Source organism: Actinoplanes teichomyceticus ATCC 31121, assembly GCF_003711105.1.
Taxonomy (GTDB): Bacteria; Actinomycetota; Actinomycetes; order Mycobacteriales; family Micromonosporaceae; genus Actinoplanes; species Actinoplanes teichomyceticus.
In genome coordinates this window covers 3,425,987-3,450,259 of the sequence record NZ_CP023865.1, presented here as the reverse complement: position 1 = coordinate 3,450,259, position 24,273 = coordinate 3,425,987, and the positions used below count along the sequence as shown (strand labels likewise).

Genomic DNA, 24,273 nt, shown 5'->3' with positions numbered 1-24,273 from the left:
CGGACGCGGCCGGTCGGCGATCGGGGTGCCGCCGGGCAGCCGTCGCCCTGCCGGTGAGCTCAGTCCCGGGCGCCGACCAGGGCCGCCATGTTGCCCGACGGGTGGCGGTTCTCGTGGATGAGCTGGTGGGCCAGGCCGATCTCCTCGAACGTGAAGGTCCGCGACAGGCACGGGTCGAGCACACCCTGGTCGATCAGCCGGGTCACCTCGCGGGCCTCCCGGACGCCGGCCGCGTGCGAGCCCTGCAGGCGCTTCTGCCGCATCCACAGCAGCCGCAGGTCGATGTCGCCGTTGTACCCGGTGGTGCCGCCGCAGGTGACCACCATGCCACCGTTGTCGCACAGGTACATCGAGGTGGGGATGGTGTCGGCCCCGGAGTGCTCCAGCACGATGCGCGGGCTGCGGCGCTCGCCGAGCACCTCCCAGAACCGCCGCCCGAAGGCGCGCACACCGCTGAACCACCGGGCCATCGCCGCGTCGTCGTCGGTGTCGGGCATCCGGCCCCAGTGGTCGAAGTCGCGCCGGTCGATCCAGCCCTCGGCGCCCAGCCGCCCGCAGAACTCGCCGCGCTCCGGACTGGAGACGACCGCGACCGGGATGCCACCGACGTGCCGGACCAGCTGGATGGCGATGCTGCCCAGCCCGCCGGCGCCGCCCCAGATCAGCACCGGGTCACCGGGACGTACGGTGTGCGGCGGCCAGCCGAACAGCTGCCGGTAGGCGGTCGCCGCCGTCGCCATGTAGCAGGCGGCCGCGGCCCAGGACAGCCGCGCGGGCTTCGGGTGGCACATGTAGTCGTCGACGACCGCGAACTGGGCGAAGGAGCCGTAGTTCTCCTCGTAGCCCCAGATGCGCTGGGTGGTGGAGAAGGCCGGGTCGCCGCCGAGCCGGATGTCCTCGGCGGTTTCGTCCCAGCGGTTGGCCAGCACCACCACCTCGTCGCCGAGCCTGACGCCCTTGACGCCCTCGCCCACGGCCCACACGATGCCGGACAGGTCGGAGCCGCCGATGTGGAACTCCTCGGTGGCACCCGCCTTCTGCCGGGCGGCGATCACGTCCAGCGGCTCGCCCCGCGCCGCCCAGACGTTGTTGTAGTTGATCCCGGCCGCCATGACCTTGACGAGCACCTGCCCGCGCCGGACCGGGGGCACGTCGACCACCTCGGTGCGGAAGGCGTCGATGGGCTCGCCGTACCGCTCCCGGCGGATGAGCGAGGCGTACATGCGCTTGGGCGCGGTGCCGAGCTCCGGTGCGTCACCGAGTTCGTAGAGATCCTGGATGCCGTTCTCGATCACGGGTTGTCTCCTGAGGGTCGGTGCCCCGCGGGGGCTGGTCCACTGGGGGGAACGGGCCGCAGCGCCTCCGCGACGGCGGCGCCGATCAGGGCGATGGGTTCGGGTTCGGTCATCTCGTAGTGCCCGCACGGCACGCTGTGCAGGTGCAGGGCGCCGCCCACATAGGGGCGCCAGGCCTCGGCCTTGCCGGGCTGCACGGCCAGGTCGGTGCCGGCCGTGCCGGTGACCTGTTCGTCGGCGCTGAAGAACAGCACGTCGCCGTCGTAGACGCCGGGCTCGAACTCGCCGGCGATGCGCAGGTTGTTGCGCATGACGGTAGCGATAGCCGCCGCCTGCTCGCGGGTGATCGGCGAGCTCGCCGGGTCCCGCGCCACCATCGTGCCGATGCGGTCCAGCACCTCCGCCACGCCGGGCGTCTGGCCCGCGTCCGGCTCCGGCGGCAGGCCGGCGACCCGGCTCAGCAGGGCGGCCACCTGCCGCTCGGCGGCCGCTTCGTCGTAGCCCATCCGGTACGGCTGGGGAGCGTCCAGCATCGCCAGCAGCTCCACCCGCTCCCCCTGTTCCCGCAGCCGGCGGGCCATGGCGTGGGCCACGAACCCGCCGTACGACCAGCCGAGCAGGCGATAGGGACCGTGCGGCTGGACGCTGCGGACCCGCTCCAGATAGGAGGCCACCATGGCGGCGGCGTCCGCCGCGGGCGCCCGGGTGCCGTCGAGGCCCTCGGCCTGGATGCCGTAGACCGGCTGGTCGCCGCCGAGGTGCGGCAGCAGCCCGGTGTACCGCCAGGCCACGCCCGCCCCGGGGTGCAGGCAGAACAGCGGCGTCGCGCTGCCCTCGGCGCGCAGCGGCAACAGCGGCCCGAGCGCGCCGGTGTCCGCCCCGGACGCCGGTTCGCCGGTCGCGGCCAGCACACCCGCGACGGTGGGCGCGCTCAGCAGGGCCGCGGCGGGCACGTCCAGCACGCCGGACTGGCGCAGCCGGCCCGCCAGCAGCACCGCGCGCATCGAGTCGCCGCCCAGGTCGAAGAAGTTGTCGTGCACGCCGATGCCGCCGATGCCCAGCGTCTCCTCCCACAGCCGGGTGACCGCCCGCTCCCGGTCGGTGCGCGGGGGCACGTGCTCGGTGGTCAGCCGCGGCCGGGGGCTCAGCACGGGACCGGCGTCCGGCACGTCCGGGCCGTCGTCGGCGCCGGCCCGGGCGCCGGGGGCGTCGATCCAGTAACGCTGCCGGTCGAAGGCGTACGGTGGCAGCGGCGCCCGCCGCGACTCCTCGCTCGCCGGCGGGAGCGCCGCGTCCACGCCCGCGCTCCACAGACGGCCCAGCGCCTCGGCGAACACGAAGCCGTCGGAGGCCTCGGCCTTGACGTGCCGCATGGTGGTCACGGTCACCGGACGCTCGGTCGCCAGCTGCGCCGTGGCCAGCTTGGTGAGGGTGTCCGCCGGGCCGACCTCCACCAGCACCGGGCGGTGAGACTCCCACAGAGTCGTGATCCCGTCGGCGAACCGGACGGTGCCGCGGGTGTGCTCGATCCAGTGCCGCACCGAGGTGGCCTGCTCGTCGGTGATCCAGGTGCCGGTGACGTTGGTGACGAACGGAATCCTCGGCGGGCGCAGGGTGACGCCGCTCAGGTGCTTCTCGTACGTCTCCAGCACCGGATCCAGCACGTGCGAGTGCGCGGCGGCGGGGATGCGCAGGCGGCGGAACGGCATCTGGCGCCGGGTGAGCTCGGCCTCCAGGCGGGTCACCGCGTCGTCGTACCCGGCGACCGTGCAGGCCGCCGGGCCGTTCACCGCGGCGAGCGACAGATCGTCGCCGAGCAGCGGCAGCACCTGCTCGACCGGTGCCGCCACCCCGACCGTGGCCCCGCCGGCGGCGGCGATCAGCCGCACCCGTTCGGTGACCAGCGGCAGCATCTCGTCCAGGTCGAGAACCCCGGCCAGGCAGGCCGCCGTGTACTCGCCGAGGGAGTGGCCGATCAGCGCGTCCGGGCGCACGCCGGCCTCGATCAGCGACCGGGCGATGGCGTACTCGGTCACCACCAGGCCGAGGAAGGCGGTCGTGGGGTCGGTCTCCGGCCGCTCGTACACGGCGGTCCGCAGGTCGTCGCCGAGGACCGGGCGCAGGATCCGCGCGCACTCGTCCACCACGTCGCGGTAGACACCGTGCTCCCGGTAGAGGCCGGCGCCCATCCGCTGGTACTGGGTGCCGCCGCCGGGCAGCAGGAACGCCACCCGGGCGGGCTCGTCGGACAGCGGCGGGGCGACCGGCGCCGCGGTGCGCAGCGCCGCCACGGCCTCGTCGCGGCTCGCGGCCGTCACCGCCAGCCGGTGGCGCAGGGCCGGCCGGTCCGCGCGCAGCGCGTGGGCGACGTCGTCGAGCCGCAGCTCCGGCCGCCGTTCGAGGTGGCGGGCGAGCGCCTCGGCCTGGCCCCGCAGCGCGCCGGCGGTACGGGCGGACAGCGGCAGCACCAGGCGCCGGCCGTCCCCGGGCGCGCGGCGGGGCGCGGGCGCGGCCGGTGGGGCCTCCTCAAGGATGACGTGCGCGTTGGTGCCACCGATGCCGAACGCGCTGACCGCGGCCCGCCGCGGATGCTCGGCGGCGGGCCAGTCCTGCAGCGTCGTGGGCACCCGGAACGGGCTGGAGGCGAAGTCGATCAGCGGGTTGGGCTCGGTGAAGTGCAGGCTGGGCGGGATCTGCCGGTGCTCCAGGGCGAGGACCGCCTTGATCAGCCCGGCGATGCCGGCGGCCGCGCCCAGATGACCGATGTTGGTCTTCACCGAGCCCAGCGCGCAGTAGCCGCGGCGCTGCGTGGACTGGCGGAAGGCCTCGGTGAGCGCGGACACCTCGATCGGGTCGCCGAGCCGCGTGGCGGTGCCGTGCGCCTCGACCAGGCCGATGGTGTCGGCGCTGATCATCGCCTGGGCCTGCGCGGCAAGGACGACCTCGGTCTGCCCGGCGGCGCTGGGCGCGCTGAAGCCGACCTTGCGCCGCCCGTCGTTGTTGATCGCGCTGCCGCGCACCACGGCCCGGATGCGGTCGCCGGCGGCCAGCGCGTCCTCCAGCCGCTTGAGGACGATGACGCCGAGGCCGTCGCCGGAGGAGGTGCCCTCGGCGTCCGCGGCGAAGGCACGGCAGCGGCCGTCCGGCGAGAACGGACCTCCGGGCACGTGCCGGTAGCCCAGCGCCGCCGAGGGGTTGAGGGACACGGCGGCGGCGAGCGCGGTGTCGCACCGGTAGTCGAGCAGGTCCTGGCAGGCGGTGTGCACGGCGACGAGCGCGGTGGAGCAGGCCGTCTGCAGGGAGACGCTCGGCCCGGTCAGGCCCAGCTCGTACGACACCCGCGTGGCGAGCGTGCCGAGTGAGTTGGCGGTCGCCGCGTGCACCAGCTCCATCGTCGCGGGCCGCCCGGCGTACCGGGGGTGCACGTGCGCGGGGTAGTAGCGGCTGTCGCCACTGCCCGCGTACACACCGACGGTGCCGTTGTCCGCGCCCTCGCCGAGACAGCCGGCGTCCTCCAGGGCGTGATAGGCGGTCTCCAGCAGCAGCCGCTGCTGCGGGTCGACGACGGCGGCCTCCGCCGGCGTGTAGCCGAAGAAGCCGGCGTCGAAGCGGTCGATGCCCGCCACGACCGACGCCATGCGCACCAGGGACGGGTCGTCGAGGTCACCCTGCCGGCCGCCGGCCGCCAGGAACTCCTCGTCCGTGACGGGCCGGATGGACTCGCGCCCGGTGACGAGGTTGTCCCAGAACTCGTCCAGGTCGTCCGCGCCGGGAAACCGGCCGGCCATGCCGATGATGGCGACGGCGGGCGGCTGCTCGTTCTCGGGGATGTCCGGCATGGTCTCAGCCCTTTCCGTGCCGTGCGGTGCGGCGGGCCCGGGCCGCGCGCTGCCGCTGAGCCAGTTCCTTGGCGCGGTCCAGCCCGCTCGCCGCGCTCGCGGGCGGCTCGGCCGCCCGGTCCGGCCGCGCCTCGGCCGGTGACGGCGCGGTCCGGCTCGCCACGTGCCGGGCGAGGTCGCGGACGGTGGGGTGCGCGAACAGGTCGACGACCGACAGCTGGCAGCCGAAGGCGCGGTTGACCGCGTTCTGGGCCGCCACCAGGATCAGCGAGTTGCCGCCCAGGTCGAAGAAGTTCTCGTCGCGGCCGACCCGGTCGCGGCCCAGGACCTCGCACCAGAGCCCGGCGATCCGGGTCTCCAGGTCGTGCAGCCGCCGCTGCTCGCCGGAGGCCGCCGCGGGCGTCTGCGCGCTGCCGGCCGCGCGCAGAACCCAGTCGTCGCCGCCGGCCGCGCGGGCCGCGGCCCGGTACAGCTCGCCCAGGTCGGCGCCGTCGCGCAGGGTGACCCGGCCGGCCAGCCGCCGCAGCTGCCGGGCCGGGGCGAGCACGTGGCTGCGTACCCACGGCGCGGTGCGATCGGCGCCGATCAGCAGGTGTGGATGGCCGAGGGACCGCGCGAGGTCGAACGAACGCAGCGCGGCGGTGACGTCCAGCAGCCGGTAGCCGCGGGCCTCGGTGAGCGCGGCCAGCCGGTAGCCGCTGCTCATGCCGCACTCGCGCCACATGCTCCAGGCGAGGCTCTGCGCGGGCAGCCCGAGTGCCCGCCGGTGCAGGGCGAGCGCGTCGAGGTAGGCGTTGGCCGCGGCGTAGGCGGTGTTCATGGCGCCGCCGAAGTAGCCGTTGAGCGATGAGAACGTGACGAACGAGGCGACCGGGTGGTCCGCGGCGATGCGATGCAGGGTCCAGCCGCCGCGCACCTTGGCGTCCAGGGCCGCGCGCCAGGCGGCCTCGTCCAGGTCGCCGATGCCGCGCTCGACGAACGCGCCGGCCAGGTGCAGCACCGACGCCAGGGGCACGCCCCACGCCGCGGCGGCCGCGTCGACCGCCTGCCGGGTACGGCCCTCGTCGGTGACGTCGGCGCAGGCGTACCGTACGTCGCCGAGCGCGCGCAGCCGCTGGTACGCCTCGACGCGGGACGCCGCGGGACCGCCCCGCGCCAGCAGGTCGGCCCAGGTGTCCTCGGCGGGCAGCGGCGTGCGCCCGAGCAGCAGGACCCTGGCGCCCGGCGCCCGGAGCAGGTGGGCGGCGAGCTCGACGCCGACGCCACCGAGTCCCCCGCTGATCACGTGGAAGCCCTCGGTCGCGGCGGGCTCCGCGCCCGTGTCGTCGTCGGTGAGCGCGGCCAGCCGGCGGACGTAGCGCTGCCCGCCGCGGTGGGCGACCTCGACGTCGACCGGGGTGCGTGCCGCCTCGGCCAGGATCAGCGGCACCGGGTCGGCGTCGCCGTACGGGTCCAGGTCGAGGTGCACGCCGCGCAGCGTGCCCAGCTCCTCCGGCAGCGACTTGAGCACGGCGCCGGCCATGGCGTGCGCCGGGACCGGACGATCCCGCTCGGTGACCGCCTGGGCGCCGGCGGTCACGTACAGCAGGGTGACCGGGCCGGGGCCGCCGGGCCGGGCGGCGAGGGCGCGCGCCAGGGCCAGCAGGGACGCGGCGCCGGCCTCGTCGGGCGACGCGTCGGCCGGGCCGGCGTGCAGCGCGCCGAGGTGCACCACGGTGTCCACGGCCCGCTCGTCGGCGGCCAGGCCGGTCAGCAGCGCCGCGTGGTCCGCCTCCGCGCCGGGCCGGATCCGGTAGCGGGCCGCGTCGATCCGGGCGTACGCCGCAGCGTCGGTGACCACGGTGCACAGTCCGCCGCCGGCGCGCACGGCGTGGGCCAGACGCCCGGCGAGCTCCCGGGTGCGCGGGTCGGCACCGGCGAGCACCACCGTGTGCCGGCCTGCCGTCGCGGCGGGCGGACGGTGCCGGCCGGCCCGCTGCCACACCGGGCGCAGGAACCAGTCGGGCACCGTGGCGGCCGACCCGAGCAGCAGCTGAGCCTCGCGGATGGCGTCGTCGAACGCGCCGGCCTCGAAGCCCTTGCGCAGCTTGCTCCGTTGGATCTTGCCGATCTCGGTCTTGGGCACCTGGCCGGGTTCGACCGGCACGAGGAAGGTGGGACTCACGCCGATCTCGCGGGTGACCTTGCCGCCGATCTCGCGCAGCGTGGTGGCCGGGTCGGCGCCCGGGGCGAGGTGGAAGAACAGCGCCAGCTCGTCGGTGGTCGAGGACGGGTCCGAGCGCACCGCGACGGCCGCGGTGTAGCTGCGCACGACGCCGTCGAGCTGCTCGACGCACGCCTCGATCTCATGGCTGTAGTGGTTGACGCCGTTGACGATGATGACGTCCTTGACCCGGCCCGCGATGTACAACTCACCGTCGCGCAGGAACGCCAGGTCGCCGGTGTCGAACCAGCCGTCGTCGCTGAACGCCTCCGCGTTCGCGGCCGGGTTGTCGTGGTAGCCGCCGGTCACGGACGTGCCCCGGACCTGCAGCCGGCCGACGTCGCCCTCGGCGAGCAGCCCGGCGTTCTCGTCGACGATCCGCATGCCGAACCCGGGGTACGGCAGGCCGCAGCTCACGAAGGTCTCGTCGGTGCCCGGCGGCTCCGACGGCAGCACCGCGTCGGTGACCACCGAGCAGGTCTCGGACATGCCCCAGCCCGGGTGCATCACGTCCTGCGGCAGCCCGAACGGCCGCAGCGCGTGCAGGAAGGCGCGGGCGGCCGCGGCCACGACCACCTCGCCGGCGTTCATCACCAACCGCATCGGGCTCAGGTCCCAGTCGCGGTCGCGGAAGCGCGGCGCCTGCTCGGCCAGCAGGCCGAACGCGAAGTTGGGCGCCCAGGTCACGGTGACCCGGTGCCGGTGGGCGAGGTCCATCCAGCGCAGCGGGTCCTGCAGCACCCAGCCGGTGGGGGCGTGGACCTGCCGGCAGCCGAGGTACACGTCACGCAGGTGGAACATCACCACGCCGGTGACGTGGTCGAGCGGGATCCAGTTGAGCGAGACGTCGTGCACGCCCAGCGCGTTGACGGCCTCGGTGGCCGCGGACCGGGTGAGCACGTTGCGGTGGGTCAGGCGGACCGCCTTGGGCAGGCCGGTGCTGCCGGAGGTCATCAGCATGAGGATGAGGTCGTCCGGCGCGGCGGCGTACCAGTCGCGGTCCTCCTGCGGCTCGCGCAGCGCGTCCGCCGTGGCCAGCCGCAGGCCGGGCCAGCTCTGCCGCTCCGCCAGAGCGCGCAGGCCCGGTTCCAGGGCGGGCGAGCACACGATCCACGGACAGCCCAGCATCCGCCAGATGCCCTCCAGCTTGGTCAGCGCCGCCGACGCGGTGGCGTACGAGGCCGGCACGGTCAGCGGGACGGCGACGAAGCCACCGAGGATGCAGCCCCACAGGACGGCGAGGAAGTCCTCGCTGGCGTCGCACTGCAGGATCACCCGGTCGCCCGCGCGCAGCCCGGCCCGCCGCAGCCCGGCGAGGACCCGGGAGGCCTCGGCGAGCAGCGACGCGTAGTCACGCCGGTTCTCGCTGCCGTCGGCGTGCACGTGCACGATGTCGCCCTGCGCCCGCTCGGCGGCGCGTACCAGGGCCTCGGCCCAGCTGGAGACGGACGGCTCGGTCAGCGCCGGGCCCTCGCTCAGCGCCGGCCTGCGCTCGGCCGCCGGAGCGGCCTGCCCGGCGGGCTCCTCGCCGGCGCGGCGCCGGTGCGATCCGGCATGGCGGCGGCCCAGCTCCTCGGGCGTGTCCTCCACCACGACCTCGGCCGCGGCGACGCCGTCGAGGCGCGCGAGCTGCCGCTGCCAGGTCTGCGCCGCCGCCCGGTCGACCGCCGGCAGGGCGCTCAGCGCCGCCAGGTCGAGCGCGCCGTCGGCGTCGCGGGGCAGGGTGTTCACGGCGGTGACCGGGACGTCGCCGGCGCCGGTGCGTTCCAGCAGCCGCTCGACGCCCTCCGCGGCCTCGGCGCGCGCCGGGGCGACGAACAGCCGCGCCGGGCGGTCCCCGGCCGCGGGCACGGCCACGGCGTCGCGGATGCCGGGTACGGACAGCGCCGCGTCGGCCAGGCCGGCGGTGTCGGCGACCGCGGCCGCGGCGGCGGGGCGGCTCGGCGCGGGCAGCTCGCCCAGCGGCGTCGCGGGGTTCGCGGCGACGACGTCCAGCAGCCGGTGCAGGGCATCGGCGACCGCCTCGGCCGTGTCCGCCTGGTACCGCTCGGTGGCGTACTCGACGTGCAGGTCGAGGCCGTCGGGGGTGCCGTCGGGGGCATGCCGTTCGAGAACGTCGACGAAGAGGTCGAACTTGGCGGTGCCGGTGGCGGTGGGCCGCAGCGGCACCTCGTCGGAGCCCAGGCGTAGCACGGCGGGGTCGTTGTTCTGCAGCGCCAGCATGACCTGGAACAGCGGGTGGCGTCCGGGTTGCCGGGGCGGGTTCAGCTCGGTCACCAGCCGGTCGAACGGCAGGTCCTGGTGGTCCAGGGCGGCAAGGTCGCGGGGCCGCACCCGGGCCAGCAGGTCACGGAACGCCGGATTGCCGGACGTGTCGGCGCGCAGCACGAGGGTGTTGGTGATCAACCCGATCAGGTCGTCCAGCCCGGGCTCCGCGCGGCCGGCGACGGGCACACCGAGCACCACGTCCTCGCCGGCGCCGCCGCGGGTGAGCAGGGCGCTCACCGCGGCGTGCAGCACCATGAACAGGCTGACCCCCTCGCGGTCGGCCAGGCCGAGCAACCTGCCGTGCAGGCCGGCGCCGATGTGCCGGGTGACCTGGGCGCCGGCGCGCGGCTCGGCCCGGCCGGGCCGGTCGCCGGGCAGGGTGCACTCCTCGGGCAGACCGGCGAGCTCCGTGCGCCAGTACCGGGTCAGGCGCTCCGTCCGGCCGGCGCCGTCCGGGTCGGGGCGCAGCAGCTCCCGCTGCCAGATCGCGTAGTCCGCGTACTGCACGGGCAGCGGCCGCCACTGCGCGGCACGGCCGGCGCGGCGCGCCGCGTACGCGGTGCTCAGGTCGTCCGCCAGCGGCCGCAGCGACCAGCCGTCGGCGGCGCTGTGGTGCAGCACCAGCACCAGGGTGCGCCGCTCGCCGGCGCCGACCAGCCACGCCTGCAGGGGGCTCTCGGCGCTCAGGTCGAAACGGTGCCGGGCGGCCACGGTGACGTGCGCGTCGATCTCGTCGGCCGGGCAGTCCACCCGGCGCAGCCGCGGGCGCAGCTGCCCGGGCGGCAGGATCCGCTGGTACGGGGCGCCGTCACCGGCGGTGACCACCGTCCGCAGACTCTCGTGCCGGTCGGCGAGATCGCCCAGCGCGGCGTCGAGCGCGCCGGCGTCGACGGCGGCGCCGAGCGGCACGATCAGCGGGATGTTGTACGTCTCCGCGGCGCCGTCCAGCCGGTTCAGGAACCACATGCGCTCCTGGGCGTACGACAGCGGCACCCGCTCCGGCCGGGTCACCGGGCGCAGCCGCGGCCGGTCGGGGTCCGCGCCGATGCGCTCGGCGACCCGCCGGGCGATCGCGGCCGGCGTCGGCGCGTCGAACAGCGCCGTGATGGGCACCTCGGCGCCGGTCTCCTGCCGCAGCCGGCCCAGCAGGCGGGTGGCCAGCAGCGAGTCGCCGCCCAGGTCGAAGAAGCCGGCGTCCGCGCCGACCGTGTCCCGCGGCAGCCGCAGCACGTCCTCGAACAGGCGGCAGACCAGCGCCTCCTGCGGGCTCGCCGGCCGCGTGCCCGCCGCCACCGCGGTGAAGTCGGGCGCGGGCAGGGCGGCGACGTCGAGCTTGCCGTTGGCGGTCAGCGGCAGCGCGTCGACGCTCACGCAGGCCGCCGGGACCATGTGCTCGGGCAGCCGGGTGGCGGCGTGCCGGCGCAGCTCGGCGGAGCTCGGCGGCGGGCCGCCGGCGGTCACGGTGTACGCCACGAGCTGCTGGGAGCCGTTGTCCGCGCGGCGGACGACCACGGCGGCGCGGCTGACCCGCGGGTGCGTGACCAGGACCGCCTCGATCTCGCCCGGCTCGACGCGGAAGCCGCGCAGCTGCACCTGCTGGTCGGCCCGGCCGAGGTAGTCCAGCTCGCCGTCGGCGCGACGGCGGGCCAGGTCGCCGGAGCGGTACATCCGGGCGCCCGGCGTGCCGTACGGGTCGTCGAGGAACCGTTCGGCGGTCAGCTCGGGACGGTGCAGGTAGCCGGCCGCCACACCGGCGCCGGCGACGTACATCTCCCCCACCGCCCCGGGCGGGACCGGCCGGCGCCGGGCGTCCAGCAGGTACACGCGCAGGTCGGCCAGCGGCGTGCCGATGACGCTGCCGCGGCGGGCGTCGTCGAGGTCGGCCGGGCCGATGCGGTGATGGGTGACGTGCACGGTGGTCTCGGTGATGCCGTACATGTTCACCAGGACCGGACGGTCCAGCCCGTACCGGTCGACCCACGGGCGCAGCCGCTGCGGGCGCAGCGCCTCGCCGCCGAAGACGACGTAGCGCAGCGCGCCCGGCGAGCCGCCCCCGGGCCGGTCGACGTCCGCGTCCATCAACTGCTCGAAGGCGGACGGCGTCTGGTTGAGGACGGTGACGCCCTCGCGGTGCAGCAGCGCCAGGAAGTCGCGCGGGGAGCGGCTGACCGGGTACGGGACGACGACGAGCCGGCCGCCGTGCAGCAGGGCGCCCCAGATCTCCCACACCGAGAAGTCGAAGGCGTACGAGTGGAACAGCGTCCAGACGTCGTCCGCGCCGAACGTGAAGTGCTCGGCCGCCGCGGCGAACAGCCGCACCACGTTGGCGTGCGTGACCGGAACGCCCTTGGGCCGTCCGGTGGAGCCGGAGGTGTGGATGATGTACGCGATGTCGGCCGGGCCGGTGGCCCCGGCACGCTCGGCCGGGCTCAGGTCGCCTTCGGGGCGGGTGGCGAGGTCGGCCGCGACGGCGGGATCGTCGAGGACCACGGCCGGCACGTCGCCGGCCAGGGCGCCGGCGAGGCCGGTCTCGGTGACCAGCAGGACCGGTGCCGCGTCCGCCATGACCAGGCGCAGGCGCTCGGCGGGGTGGCCGGGGTCCAGCGGCAGGTACGCGGCCCCGGTTTTCAGCACCGCCAGCAGGGCCGGCAGCAGCCGCAGCCCGCGGGGCAGCGCCAGCGCCACCACCGTTCCCGGGCCCGCGCCGCGCTCGGCCAGCAGCCGGGCCAGCCGGTTCGCCTCGGCGTCGAGCTCGCCGTAGGTGAGCCGGTCGTGCTCGTGGCTGACCGCGATCCGCTCGGGGCCGGCCTGCACCTGCCGCTCGAACAGCTCGGTGAGCGTGGCGGTGACCGGAAACTCCCGGCTGGGCAGCTCGCCTGGGTGTTCGCCGGGCAGCAGCAGGTCCAGGTCGCCGAGCGCGCTCGCGGGGTCGGCGCCCGCCAGCCGGCGCAGCACGGTCAGGAACCGGTCGCGGTGCAGGGTCAGCTCGTCGGAGTCGTACAGGGCGGGGTTGGCGTCGAAGGCCAGCCAGAGCCCGTCCTCGCCGGCGCCGGGACGCACGTTGATCTGCAGGTCGTCCACGGCGCCGCCGCAGAGGTGGTGCCACTGCGCCGGGTGGCCGCCGAACTCCAGCGCCTCGGTGAACGGCACGATGTTGAGCACCGGCCCGTACAGCCGGCGGCCGGTGCCCAGCAGGTTCAGGTCACGCCGGATGAACTCGGCGCGGTACAGCTGGTGGCGGCGCTGCGCGGCCAGCTCCTCGGCCACCGCCCGGACGAAGTCGCCCACGCGCGCGTCGGGGGCGACGGTGACGCGCAGCGGCAGGACGTCCGAGGCGGTTCCCGGGGTACGCAGGGCCGCGCTGCCCAGCCGGCTCATCGAGGCCATGCCGAGCACGAGGTCGCCGGTGCCGGTCATCCGGTGCAGGTACGCGGCGACGGCGGCGGTCAACAGGTCCGTACGGGTGACGCCGCACCGGGCCGCCGCGGCCGTCAGGGCCTCGGCGTCCGGGCCGCGCAGCTCGGCGGTGCGGCGCAGGAACGGCGCCTGCGGTGGCGCCGTACGGTGCGTCAGCCGGGCCGGTTCGGGCAGCTCGGCCAGGCGTCCCTGCCAGTACTTGCGGTCCCGGTCGCAGCGCTCGGACGCGAGGTAGTCCGCCTCCTCGGCCTGCAGCCTGCCTACCGGCGCGAACCGTGCCGGTTCCGGTTCGCGCCCCTCGACCAGCGCGTTGTAGACGGCGGCGAGACGACGGCCGAGGAGCTTGTAGCTGTAGCCGTCGAGCAGGATGTGGTGGGCCCGCAGCAGCCAGAGGTACCGGTCCGGCGCGAGGGTGATCAGCGTGTGCGCGAACAGCGGGCCCTTGTCCAGCTCGACCGGGGTCGCCAGGTCGGCGCGGACGTGTTCCCAGGCGGCGCCGTGCGGGTCGGCGGCGTCGCTGAGGTCGATCCGGTGCAGCGGCCAGTCGTCGGCGTCCGGCGCCGGGTGGCAGCGCGGGCCGTCGTCGGTGTCGACGAAGCGCAGGGCGAAAGTGCCGGCCTCGGTGACCACGCGGCGCAGCGCGGCCTCGAACAGCCGGACGTCGAGCGCCCCGTGGATCTCCACCGCCTCGGCGGTGTTGTAGACCGCGCTGTCGGGAGCCAGCCGATGGGCGTACCAGAGGCCCGCCTGGGCTCCGGACAGCGGCTGACGTTCGTCCTTGTCAACAGACATTGCACACACCCTCACGTAGCAAGCCGTAAGGTCCCGGCCGGACAGGGGTTCACGGACCTCGGGCGGGCGGCTGAGGGAGGGGTCGGATGCCGAGGATGTGGCCGCCGCCCCACGCGCCGCCGGGTCACCGGATCGATCATCACGGTGCGGTGTCGCGGGGAGTCCGGTCAAGGCGGCCGGGCGCCACGACGCCATTTTCAGTGATCTCACTGGAATCGCGCGGGGGCGGGATAGCGGCGGTCCATGTGCGCCTCCGCGCCGGTCACCGGCCGGCAGTTCTAGGGGATTCCCGGTTTCTCCGGCGATTTCCCTCGTTCCTGTGGACCGCTCGCGCCCCGGCGATGCATCGTCGAGCCGACCTTGAGCCGAGCCCCGACGGCGCCGGTCCGCCGGTGTCGCGGGCTCTCGGAGATCGCGTACGGGAAAGGGTTGACGACATGCACCGCGCGTTGTGTCCGGTGGAGACGCTGTACGTCGGGCAGCGCAGCAGGGGGGTGCTCTCCAGCACCGTGCGCGGCCACCTCGACACCGGAGCGCTGGCCACGGCGTTCGACGAGGTCACCCGGGACCAGCCGTCGATGCGCACGCGCATCGTGGCGGCCGGTGACGGCTTCGCGCTGGCGCCGCTGGGCGAGGACGAGCGGCCGCGGCTGAGCACCGTGACCGGGGACCTGCGGGAGGCGTACGCCCGCGAGCTGAACACCGCGCTGCCGGTCGGCGGGCCGGTGAGCCGCGCGGTGCTGACCAGCGCCCCCACCGGCGACGAGCACATGCTGGTCATCTCGCTGGACCACACCATCATCGACGGGCACAGCGCCGTCGCCGTGCAGAACGAGGTGTGGAACCGCTACCGGGCCCTGGTCGAGGGCCGGACCGGCGCGGCCAGCGCGCCCGGCGGCCGGCAGCAGGCGCCGCGGTGGCCGCAGCCGATCAGCGAGCTGCTGCCCGACACCGGCCGCGCGGACACCGCCGCCTACCTTCAGCAGCGCGTCGAGCACGCCCGCAAGCACCCGGTCCACCTGGTCGCCTACGACGCGGGCGAGGTGGACGACCCCCACATCGAGGTCGTCCGGCTGACGCTGGACGACGAGCACACCACCCGGCTGCGGCACACCGCGCGGCGGCGGGGCGTGTCCGTGCACGCGTTGATCTGCGCCGCGCTGCTGTCGGCGGCGCGCCGCCGCCTCGACGGCGACGAGCCCCGCACCCTCGGCTGCCTGTCCCCGGTGGACCTGCGGTCCCGGGTGTCGCCACCGGTGCCCGCCCTGCGTACGGTGCCCGCGGTCACCACCCACCTGCAGACGCTGGAGGTCGCCACGGACGCGGACCGGTACGAGCTGGCCCGCACGGTCCACACCCGACTGGGCGACTTCGTCGCGAGCCGGGACTACGTGCACGAGATGCGGATCACGCCGCAGATCCCGGGGAACCCCACCCTGCAGCTGGCGACCGTGATCGCCACCAACATGGGCGTCTGTCCCGCGCCCCGCCCGCCGCGGGGACTCGAGCTCGTCGACGTGCGCCTCGTGCCCGCCCGGGAGCAGTACTTCCCGCAGGCCGGCCGCAGCCCGATCATGGCCTGCGCGGTGTCCTTCGACGGCCGCCTCGCCATCGAGTTCCCGTTCTTCACCGCGTGCTTCAGCCCGTCGTTCATGCGGACCTTCCGGAACGAGCTCCACGCCGGGCTCGTGGCCTTCGCCGACGCGGCCGAGCCCGCCCCCGCGCCGGCCGGCTGAACACTGCCGGCCCCTCGTACGTGACCCCGGCCACCGGAAGGAGCCACTCCCGGCATGGACAACGTCAGGCACATCTCCGTCTCACCGTCGCTGCTGTCGCTCGCGCAGTCCGGCGACCGGCCCGCCATGAACGAACTGCTGACCGCGATCACCCCGTACGTCTCGCGGCTGTGCCGCTCCATCACCCACGACGTCGCGGACGCCACCCAGGAGTCGCTGCTGGCCGTCTACCGTGGCCTGGGTACGCTGCGCGACCCGGCCGCCTTCTACGGCTGGGTACGATCCGTGACGATCCGCGAGGCCGTCCGCACGGCGAAGCGGTCCGGCACCCCGGCGCCGTACCTGAGCCCCGAGTCGGGCCCGACCACCAACCCGCTGGACGCCGTGCACATCAGCGACGTGCTGGAGCGGCTGCCGAGGTCGCACCGGCAGGTGCTGACCATGCGCGCGTACGGGCTCAACGAGGAGGAGATGGCGGAGCTCCTCGCCCTGCCGGTGGGCACGGTGCGCTCCCGCCTGCACCGCGCGCGCCTGCGCTTCCGGGAGGCCTGGCAGCCGGCCGTCGCGTAGGCCGGCCGCCGACGCTCCGCGCGGTTCGTCGGTGCGGTGCCCGGTGCCGCTCCCGCCGTCGCCGCGCGGTCCGGCGCGACCGGCGCCTCGTCGCCGCGGGCATCGACTGCCGTGGCGCTACGCCTTGCGCCAGCGCGCCTGGTCGCCGTCCCGGCTCGTGCAGCGCATCACGGTGCCCTTGGCGGTGACTCCGTAGGCGCCCTCCGGGGAGCAGAACGAGCCCGCCCGCACGCCCTGCCGGGTGGGCTCGGAGGTGGGCGTGGTCGTGGCCGGCGGCGCCGTCGTGGTCGGCCGGGCGGTGGTCGGCCGGGGCCGGGCCGGGGTGCTGGTCCGCGTCGGGTGGGTGCCCGGCGAGTGGGACGGCCCCGGCCGGCTGGCCACCGTGGCGCCGGGGGTGGCGGATGCGACGGTCGTGGGCCCGGCGGTGGTGGTTCCGGCCGCGGGCGCGGCCGCCGTGGCGGTGGTCCGGGCCGGTCCGGCGGATCCGGTGGTCCCGCCCTGGCCGGTGACCACGGGCAGCGCGGCTGCCGTGGCGCCCGCTCCGGGCTTCGTCGCGTCCGGGCCGTCGACGACCGCGCCGACGGCGGCGAGCCCGCCCGCGCACAGCGCCAGCACGCCGGCGGCGAGGCCGCCGATCAGTTTCCACGAGGCGCGCCGCCGGACCGGTGGCCGGTCCGCGGCGGGCTGCGTCCCGGGCTCGGACGGCGGGGGCGACGGCGGCGTGCTGGGTGGCGGGTAGGTCACCCGTCCCACCCTGGCCGTCATGGTGATGTTGGTCGATTGGCTGTTCGTGCGGTTGCTGATCACCATGCGGACAGCCGCGGTCGGGTGTTCAGGCCAGTCGCGCGGTACGGGCGGCGCTCAGGCGGCGGGCGGGGCCGGCCGATTCAGGTCACGGGACATGTAGACGGCGCCCGGGCCGTAGGAGGCCGGGACCTCGACCTCCGGGTGCGGGCGGAACCCGCGGGCCGACCAGAAGCCGGCGGTGCCGTCGATCGCGACGAGCGAGATCCTGTCGTACGACCGGGACTGCGCCTCCTCGACGAGATGCCGGACCAGGCGCCGGCCCCAGCCGCGGCCGCGCAACTCGGCGTCGACCACGATGTCGTGCAGGTGCAGATTGCCGCCGTGGAAGCCGGATCCCTCGGGGCCGGACAGGTCCGGGCAGCGCGCCGGCGGGTACGGCAGCGCGAGCAGGTAGCCACCGACCCGCCCGCCGGCGTCGAGCACGAACGAGGTGGCCGGGTGCGCCCGCGAGCGCAGGGCGTCCGGGCTCTCCGAGAGGCCGAGTTCCGCGTACGCGCCGGACTCCAGGGCGGCGATCGCCGGCCAGTCGGGCGCGTCGATCGGGCGGACCCGTTCGGCGCGCACGGTGGTGCACGGTAGCGGGTCGCGGCCGGGTCGGGCGACCACGCGGGGCGCCGCCGGGGCGCCGGCGTGGGTGGGGAACTTGCGGTGGTGGCGCAGCCGGTCACCCTCGTACCACCCGGTGCAGCGGCCGCCACCGAGGTGGAGCCGGGCGGCGCGGCGTACGGTCAGGCCGGCCACCCGGGCGCGGATGCCGCGCTCGCGCCCGCCGGGAAGCAGGGCGAGCAGCGCGTCGAGGACGGTCGCCCAGCCGCGTCCGGTCATCCGCTCGATCCGGTCGGTGGCCGGCGCGGCACGCGGACGGGGGCGTCAGACATCGTCGACGGGCGTCTCGCGGGCCGCCGCGGTCAGCGCCGCCCACGCGTCGATCAGCAGCGCGAAGTCGTCCATGTCCCGGCGCGCCTCGACCAGCAGGAGCTCGCGGCGTTCCCGGATCCGGTCGGCCACGCCGGTGAACCGCCCGCCGAGCCGACGGTACGCCGCCTCCAGCAGGCCGGCCTTCGCCTCGTTCGGCTCGCGCGGCTGCCAGGTGCTGGCCCGCACGAGCGCGGCGATGTCGGCCGGGTCGTCGGTGGTCATCCGCTGGTAGACGAAATGCAGGTAATACATCGACAGAATGAACTTGGCGAACCGCATCTGGTACGCCAGGAAACCCGCGTCGCTCTTGCGCTCGGCGGTGTGGAAATTGACGATGTGCCGGTTGTGCAGAACGCCGGGAAGTCCCGCCCGGGCGGCCACGTGAATGAGGAAATAATCACTTCCGATGGTGTCGGTGGCCGGCGGCAGCGGGACCCGCTCGTGCAATCCGTGGAAGCTGATGTTGTGCATGTCCACGCGCATCGGATCGACCGCGGAAAGGACGCAACGGTCGCCGTCGAACGGCGCGCTGCCGGTGAACGACTCGGCCACCAGCGCGCGTTTCTCCGCCTCGGTGCTGCCGTCCGCCGCCCACAGGCTGACCAGGTCGTAGTAGGCCGCGTGGTCGCGGATGTCCTCGATGTCGACCGACATGCTGCCGACGAACGAGGCGCCGACCAGGGCCACCGGCAGGTTCCGGCGGCTCCGGTCGAGCCGGTTCTCGGTGGCCACCACGTCGCCCGCCGGGCGGCCCAGCGCGGACAGCTCCGCGTGGATCGGGAAGACCTTCCTGCCGGCGTACGTCTGGAAGTACAGGTCGGAGTCCCGCCGGTGCACGGACTCGCAGCCCAGCGCCGCCGCGATCAGGAACGCCCGGTTGGTGCAGGCGCCGTACGACAGCCCGCGCGGCAGCATCAGGTCGAGGGCCAGATCCGGTTTGGCGAGGTCGGCCCGGCGGATGACGCGCCGCAGGAAGTCCCGCTGGCGCCGCTCGTCCAGGTGCCGGACGTCGCGCGCGGCGGCCAGCGTCGCGGCGTGCGCCCGGAAATGGTCGGAGGAGTCCAGGACCAGCAGCCGGACGTCCACGTCGAAATGGCTTTCGGCGTGCTCTGCCTCGGCGACCACCTCGGCCAGCGTCGCGGTGCATTCCCGGTTGGTCGGCACCACCAGGCACACCCGGCGGCCTTTCGACCCATTCACGTGCCTTTTCTCCCGTCCGGACGACGGCACGGATCCGCCCGGCGCCTTCCGGATTCTCATCGGCCGGGGGCGGCGATGGCAGATCGCACGACGCCGCTATTCATTTCCGCCGATCGCCGACAACGCGAAGGAATCTAATGGACGTCACCCGAACACCACAAGCCGACCCCGGGCACACCGGGCGAAACGACTGGTCGCCGCCGGTTCCGGAACTGATCACCGGACCACGGTGGACGGTCCCGGCGCGGGCCGGGCGTCACGGCGGTGCACGCCGGCCCCGCGGACCGGCTCGCCCGCACGCTGCGTCACCACACGCGAGCCATTCGTGATCTTTTGACGCCTGTGCAACATAGATCGTCTTTCCGGCGTCTCTAGGGATGCGCCACCCGGCGCGCTGCGGACGACAGGGGGACGTGACCATGCCAGCGGCTGACGGCATCCGACCGACCGGGCATCGCCAGCGGTGGAGAGCGCCGCGGTGGTGGCGGTGGCTGCCGCGGTGGTGCCGCCGGACGGTGACGGTCCTTCTCGCCGTGGCGCTGGCCCTGGCCGCCGCCGGGTTCGGCTACGTCGCGAGCGTCACCCTGCCGCCGGAGCCGAGCCCGCCGCAGGCGTCGGTGCTCTACTACCGCGACGGCCGCACGGTGCTGGCCCGGATCGGCCTGACCGACCGCACCGACGTCACCCTGGACCGGATCCCGGTGCCGGTGCGCCAGGCGTTCCTGGCCGCCGAGGACCGCGACTTCTACGACCACCTCGGCGTCTCGGTACGCGGCCTGGCCCGGGCGCTGTGGACGAACATCGTCGACGACAGCGGCCAGGGCGCGTCCACGATCACCCAGCAGTACGTGCGCAACGCCTACCTCACCCAGGAGCGCACGGTCAGCCGCAAGGCCCGGGAGGCCGCGCTGGCGCTGCGGGTCGAACACCGGTACAGCAAGGACGAGATCCTTGAGCGCTACCTCAACACCATCTACTTCGGCCGCGGCGCCTACGGCATCGAGGCGGCGGCCCGCGCCTACTTCGGCATGTCGGTCGACCGGCTCGACGCCGCGCGCGGCGCGGTTCTCGCCGCGATGATCAAGGATCCGTCCCGGGGCGACCCGGCGGTGGACGCGACCTGGGCCAAGAACCGGTGGACGTGGATCCTGCGGGCGATGGTGGAGCAGGGCTGGCTGCCCCGCGGCGCGGCCGAGCAGACCCCGTACCCGGCGGTGAGCCCGGAGAACGTCACGGCGAGCGCGATCAGCGGCCCGGTCGGCCTGATCGCCGACCGGGTCGAGGACGAGCTGCTCAAGGCCGGGATCAGCCGCCAGCAGGTACGCAGCGGGGGGCTGCACATCACCACCACGATCGACGTGGCCGCGCAGGCCGCCGCCACCGGCGGCGTCGGCGCGGCGCTGCGAGGCCAGCCGGAACAGCTGCGGGCGGCGCTGGTGGCGGTCGACCCGGCCGACGGCGGGGTGCGCGCGTACTACGGCGGCGACCGGGGCCGCGGCTACTTCGACGACGCCATCGCCGCCCGGCCGCCGGCCTCGACGTTCAAGCCCCTGGTGCTGGCCGCCGCCGAGGAACGCGACATCAATTTCCAGTCGGTGTACAACGGGACGTCACCGCGGCTGTTCCCGGACCGGGACGGTGCGCCGCTGTACAACAAGGACAACCTGCAGTGCCCGGTCTGCCCGCTGGACACCGCGATGGTGCACTCGCTCAACACCCCGTTCTACGCGCTGACCGAGCAGATCGGGGCGGACGCGGTGCGCGATCTCGCGCACCGGCTGGGCGTGCCGCGCACGTACGGCGACCAGCGGACCCTGGTCGACGTCAAGGGCGAGCCGGCCCCCGGCCGGACCCGCGCCGACATCGCGCTGGGCCGCTACCCGGTCACCCCGGCCGACCTGGCCGGCGTCTACGCCACCCTGGCCGGCGGCGGCGTCCGCACCGACCGGCATTTCGTGCAGCGGGTCACCACGGTCAACGGGACCTTCCTGCACGCGCCGGCCGGCAAGCCGCGGCGGGTGCTCTCCCGGGACGTGGCCGCGGACGTGGGCACCGTGCTGGCGAAGGTGGTCGAGCACGACGGCAGGGTCCCCGGCCAGCAGGCCGCCGCGAAGACCGGTTCGCAGCAGTGGGGCGACACCGACGACTCCTCCGACGCCTGGACGGCCGGCTGGTCGCCGGGGCTGGCCGTGGTCACCTGGGTGGGCCGCGACAAGCCCGGACCGATCCGGGACCGGACCGGCAAGGCGATCAACGGGGACGGGATGCCGTACCGGATCTTCCAGAGGTTCCTCGGCGACGCGCTGCGTGGCCAGCCCCCGCGGGCCATGGCGGGCCCGGCCATGGTGGGCAACCGGGTCGGCGACGACCTCAAGACGCTGGGCCCGGACGTGAAGAAGGGCCGGGGCCTGGTCTACGCCGGGCCGCAGCGGGGCGCCAAGGTCGACCGGTCCAAGGCGGTCGGCTCCTGGAGCCGGCGGGTGTCCCGGCTGACCGCGGCGCTCGACGAGTACGCCGCGACCGTACCGGAGTTCACCGTCTCGGTCGTCGACCGCAGAACCGGCCACCGGTACGACTACCACGGCGACCGCAAGCTGGAGGCGGCCAGCGTGATCAAGGTCGAGTTGCTGGCCGCGCTGCTGCTGCGCGCGCAGGACGAGCACCGCCAGCTGACCGCCAAGGAGCGCTCCCGGGCCACCAAGATGATCCGGGCCAGCGACAACACCACCGCGAAGCAGATCTACGAGGCGGTCGGCGGCCCGGCCCCGCTGCGCGACGCCCTGCGCCGGCTCGGTCTCGACGACACCGACCCGGCCGCCTCCTCCGGCCTGAGCAAGACGACCGCGAACGATCAGACCCGGATGATGGCCGCCCTGGCCGGCGCGGACAGCCCGCTGACCACCGGGTCGCGGGATCTGATCCTGGGCCTGATGTCGTCGGTCAACGCCGACCAGACCTGGGGCGTGAGCGCCGCGTCGGTCAGCGGCGAACAGGTGTCGCTGAAGAACGGCTGGCTGGCCCGCTCGACCGAGAACAACCGCTGGATCATCAACAGCACCGGCCGGATCTCCGGCGAGAAGACCGACGTTCTGCTCTCGGTGCTCTCCCACGGGCATCGCAGCCAGCGGGGCGGCATCGACGTCGCGGAGCACGTCGCCGCGCTGACCCGCAGCTACCTCGGCTGGTGACCGGCCGGCACCGCGCCGCGCACTGTGTCGATCGTCGCAGCCGCCGGGCCCTACCCGCAGCCGTCGACCGGGTGCACGATGTGCCGACCACCCTTCACTTTGGAGTGTCGATGCTCGAGCAATCCCTGCGCCGCCGCGCGCTGTTCGCCGCCGGCGGGGCCGTCGCGGGGTCGATCGCGGTCGCCGCCGCCGCGTCGCCCGCCGCCGCGACCCCCACCCCGCCCACCACGCCGCACGCGGCGCTGAGAGCGCTGCTCGACGGCAACCGCCGGTTCGTCGCCGGCCACGCCCGGCACCCGCACCAGACGGTACGGCGCCTTCACGACGTGGCGGCCGGCCAGCACCCGTTCGCCGTGCTGCTGGGCTGCGCCGACTCGCGGGTCTCCCCCGAGCTGCTGTTCGACCAGGGCATCGGGGACCTGTTCGACGACCGGGTGGCCGGCAACATCGTCGACGACCTGCTGCTGGGCAGCATGGAGTACGCCATCGAGGAGTTCACCCCGCCGCTGGTCGTGGTGCTCGGCCACGAGCGGTGCGGCGCGGTGTCGGCGACGCTGAACGCGATGGCGACCGGAGCCACCCCGCCCGGCCACATCCGCACCGTCGTGGATGCGCTGCGGCCCATCGTCGCGCCGTACGCGGGCGCCGCCGACGGCGTCGAGCAGGCCGTGCGGGCGAACGTCAAGGCGCAGGTGGCCGCGGTCCTGGCCGGCAGCGCGATGATCCGGGAGAAGGTCGCCCGGGGCGAGATGGCCGTCGTGGGCGCGCGGTACGACCTGGACACCGGCCTGGTGACCGTCCTGTCCTGAGCCACCGGTGCCCGCCCGGCCGGGCGGGCACCGCATCCCGGTCTCCGCCAAGGCCACGCCGCGCAGGATCGCCATCGGCTCCGGCAACGGCGGTCCCCGGGAGATCGGCGCGGGAGCGCGCCGTATCGGGCGGACGCGGGCGCACGGCCCGGGGCGTGGACGACTCGGCGCGCGGCGTGCGCTGCCGACGTGCGGTGTCACGGTTCCCGGCCGGGAAGGAGGCTGAACCGGCCGGGAACCGGTGTCGGGTTCCGGCCTCGTCGAGACGTCAGGTCCAGACCCGGGGCCGACGGATCCGCCACACCGCCGACGATCACCGCGCAGCCCACCGTGCGACACGGCCGCTGCGCCGTACGCCGGAACCCGGCGCCGCGTTCCAGCCTGCCCGCACCGCCGCCGGCCGGGCAGGGCCGCAAGTCCCGCCGTGCGCGGGCGCGTGGACCGCGGCGGCACGACCGGCCCGGGATCCGGCCAGGATCGCGGCGGCCGACCGCACCAGACGCCGGGCGTCAACACGGCAGCCGACCGCACCAGACGCCGGACCCGATCACCCGGCGGGCGGCACGAACAGCGGGTCAAGCGGCCGGACCCGTCCCGGCGAGGCGCTCCTGCACGCGCTGCACGGCGGCGCGCAGGCGCGGGGCGCGTTCCGCGTGCGCCGCGGCGTTCGGCGAGGCGGGACCGTGCCGGCGCAGCATGTCGTCGAGCCGCTCGTCGAAGGTCATCGGCCGCCCGTACGGCCCGACGCTCTGGTCGGCGTAGGTCAGCGCGTCGGTGACCGGCGAGTTCTCGCGCGGGAAGGCGGCCAGCGCGGCGCCCAGCCCGCGCCGGTCGGCCACACAGCGTGCCTCGGAATGGTGTGCCACCAGCCCGGCCAGGCGGATCGGCCAGTTCCGGGCCAGCAGGTGCCGCGCGCCGTCCAACGGATGGAATCCACTGTCGTGCAGCGGCGGGGCGTACCCGATGTCGTGCAGCCAGGCCGCGGCCAGCAGGACCGGCACGTCCCCGATCGGGACGGTCCCGGCCACCGCCTCGGCGCAGCGGGCCACCCCGGCGGTGTGCTGCCACCGCTCGGGCAGCTCGCCCAGCAGCTCGTGCGCGAGTTCCCGGGCCTCGCCGACATCAGTCTCCAATATCATCGGTCCCCTGTTCCACGATCGCCGCGCCCGGAAACCCGCGGCCCGCCGGCGAGTGAGCCACAACCGGAAACCCGCGCCCCGCCGGCGAATGA

General features: G+C 75.1%; 11 protein-coding genes. 4 read left to right on the top strand and 7 right to left on the bottom strand.

Translation table 11 applies throughout. The features are described 5' to 3' along the window. Positions 1-59: 59 nt before the first annotated feature. The 3 genes from ccrA to ACTEI_RS15310 are packed head-to-tail and all read right to left on the bottom strand — an operon-like array spanning position 60 to position 13,814. The gene (gene ccrA / locus ACTEI_RS15320) at positions 60-1,295 is read right to left on the bottom strand and encodes a crotonyl-CoA carboxylase/reductase (protein ID WP_239082666.1); all 1,236 of its coding nucleotides are present in this window, start codon (positions 1,293-1,295) and stop codon (positions 60-62) included. Then, complete coding sequence (locus tag ACTEI_RS15315; protein ID WP_122978287.1) at positions 1,292-5,134, bottom strand: type I polyketide synthase; 3,843 nt, start codon at positions 5,132-5,134, stop codon at positions 1,292-1,294. Before ACTEI_RS15315 ends, ccrA begins: the two co-directional genes overlap by 4 nt. 4 nt (positions 5,135-5,138) lie before the next feature. Next, a complete protein-coding gene (locus ACTEI_RS15310) occupies positions 5,139-13,814 on the bottom strand; it encodes a non-ribosomal peptide synthetase (protein ID WP_122978286.1) in 8,676 nt (2,891 codons plus the stop codon). Positions 13,815-14,251: 437 nt separating this feature from the next. On the opposite strand from ACTEI_RS15310, the gene ACTEI_RS15305 reads away from it, so the two are divergent. Together ACTEI_RS15305 and ACTEI_RS15300 are read left to right on the top strand one after the other, a co-directional pair. Then, positions 14,252-15,550, top strand: coding sequence for a phthiocerol/phthiodiolone dimycocerosyl transferase family protein (locus tag ACTEI_RS15305; RefSeq protein ID WP_122978285.1), 1,299 nt, complete (start codon positions 14,252-14,254; stop codon positions 15,548-15,550). 54 nt (positions 15,551-15,604) lie between these two features. After that, on the top strand, positions 15,605-16,120 hold the full coding sequence (locus tag ACTEI_RS15300) for an RNA polymerase sigma factor (RefSeq protein WP_122978284.1): 516 nt from the start codon (positions 15,605-15,607) through the stop codon (positions 16,118-16,120). 117 nt (positions 16,121-16,237) lie between these two features. Here the strand turns inward: ACTEI_RS15300 and ACTEI_RS15295 are convergent, their stop codons facing one another. From ACTEI_RS15295 to ACTEI_RS15285, 3 genes are all read right to left on the bottom strand, one after another. Further along, complete coding sequence (locus tag ACTEI_RS15295) at positions 16,238-16,864, bottom strand: hypothetical protein (RefSeq protein WP_145831067.1); 627 nt, start codon at positions 16,862-16,864, stop codon at positions 16,238-16,240. Positions 16,865-16,981: 117 nt separating this feature from the next. Next, a complete protein-coding gene (locus ACTEI_RS15290; RefSeq protein WP_122978282.1) occupies positions 16,982-17,752 on the bottom strand; it encodes a GNAT family N-acetyltransferase in 771 nt (256 codons plus the stop codon). A gap of 45 nt (positions 17,753-17,797) precedes the next feature. Next, on the bottom strand, positions 17,798-19,045 hold the full coding sequence (locus ACTEI_RS15285) for a DUF6271 family protein (protein WP_122978281.1): 1,248 nt from the start codon (positions 19,043-19,045) through the stop codon (positions 17,798-17,800). A gap of 515 nt (positions 19,046-19,560) precedes the next feature. Here ACTEI_RS15285 and ACTEI_RS15280 point away from each other — a divergent pair. After that, complete coding sequence (locus ACTEI_RS15280; RefSeq protein ID WP_239082667.1) at positions 19,561-22,233, top strand: transglycosylase domain-containing protein; 2,673 nt, start codon at positions 19,561-19,563, stop codon at positions 22,231-22,233. A gap of 110 nt (positions 22,234-22,343) precedes the next feature. Then, entirely contained in the window at positions 22,344-23,042 is a 699-nt protein-coding gene (locus ACTEI_RS15275) for a carbonic anhydrase (RefSeq protein WP_122978279.1), read from the top strand. Between the two features lie 575 nt (positions 23,043-23,617). Here ACTEI_RS15275 and ACTEI_RS15270 read toward each other — a convergent pair. Beyond that, complete coding sequence (locus tag ACTEI_RS15270) at positions 23,618-24,181, bottom strand: HD domain-containing protein (protein ID WP_122978278.1); 564 nt, start codon at positions 24,179-24,181, stop codon at positions 23,618-23,620. Positions 24,182-24,273: the final 92 nt, after the last annotated feature.

Bases quoted from the DNA above. Each gene is read 5' to 3' on its own strand.
- ACTEI_RS15315 (WP_122978287.1), bottom strand. From the start codon at position 5,134: ATGCCGGACATCCCCGAGAACGAGCAGCCGCCCGCCGTCGCCATCATC.
- ACTEI_RS15310 (WP_122978286.1), bottom strand. From the start codon at position 13,814: ATGTCTGTTGACAAGGACGAACGTCAGCCGCTGTCCGGAGCCCAGGCG.
- ACTEI_RS15305 (WP_122978285.1), top strand. From the start codon at position 14,252: ATGCACCGCGCGTTGTGTCCGGTGGAGACGCTGTACGTCGGGCAGCGC.
- ACTEI_RS15300 (WP_122978284.1), top strand. From the start codon at position 15,605: ATGGACAACGTCAGGCACATCTCCGTCTCACCGTCGCTGCTGTCGCTC.
- ACTEI_RS15290 (WP_122978282.1), bottom strand. From the start codon at position 17,752: ATGACCGGACGCGGCTGGGCGACCGTCCTCGACGCGCTGCTCGCCCTG.
- ACTEI_RS15275 (WP_122978279.1), top strand. From the start codon at position 22,344: ATGCTCGAGCAATCCCTGCGCCGCCGCGCGCTGTTCGCCGCCGGCGGG.
- ACTEI_RS15270 (WP_122978278.1), bottom strand. From the start codon at position 24,181: ATGATATTGGAGACTGATGTCGGCGAGGCCCGGGAACTCGCGCACGAG.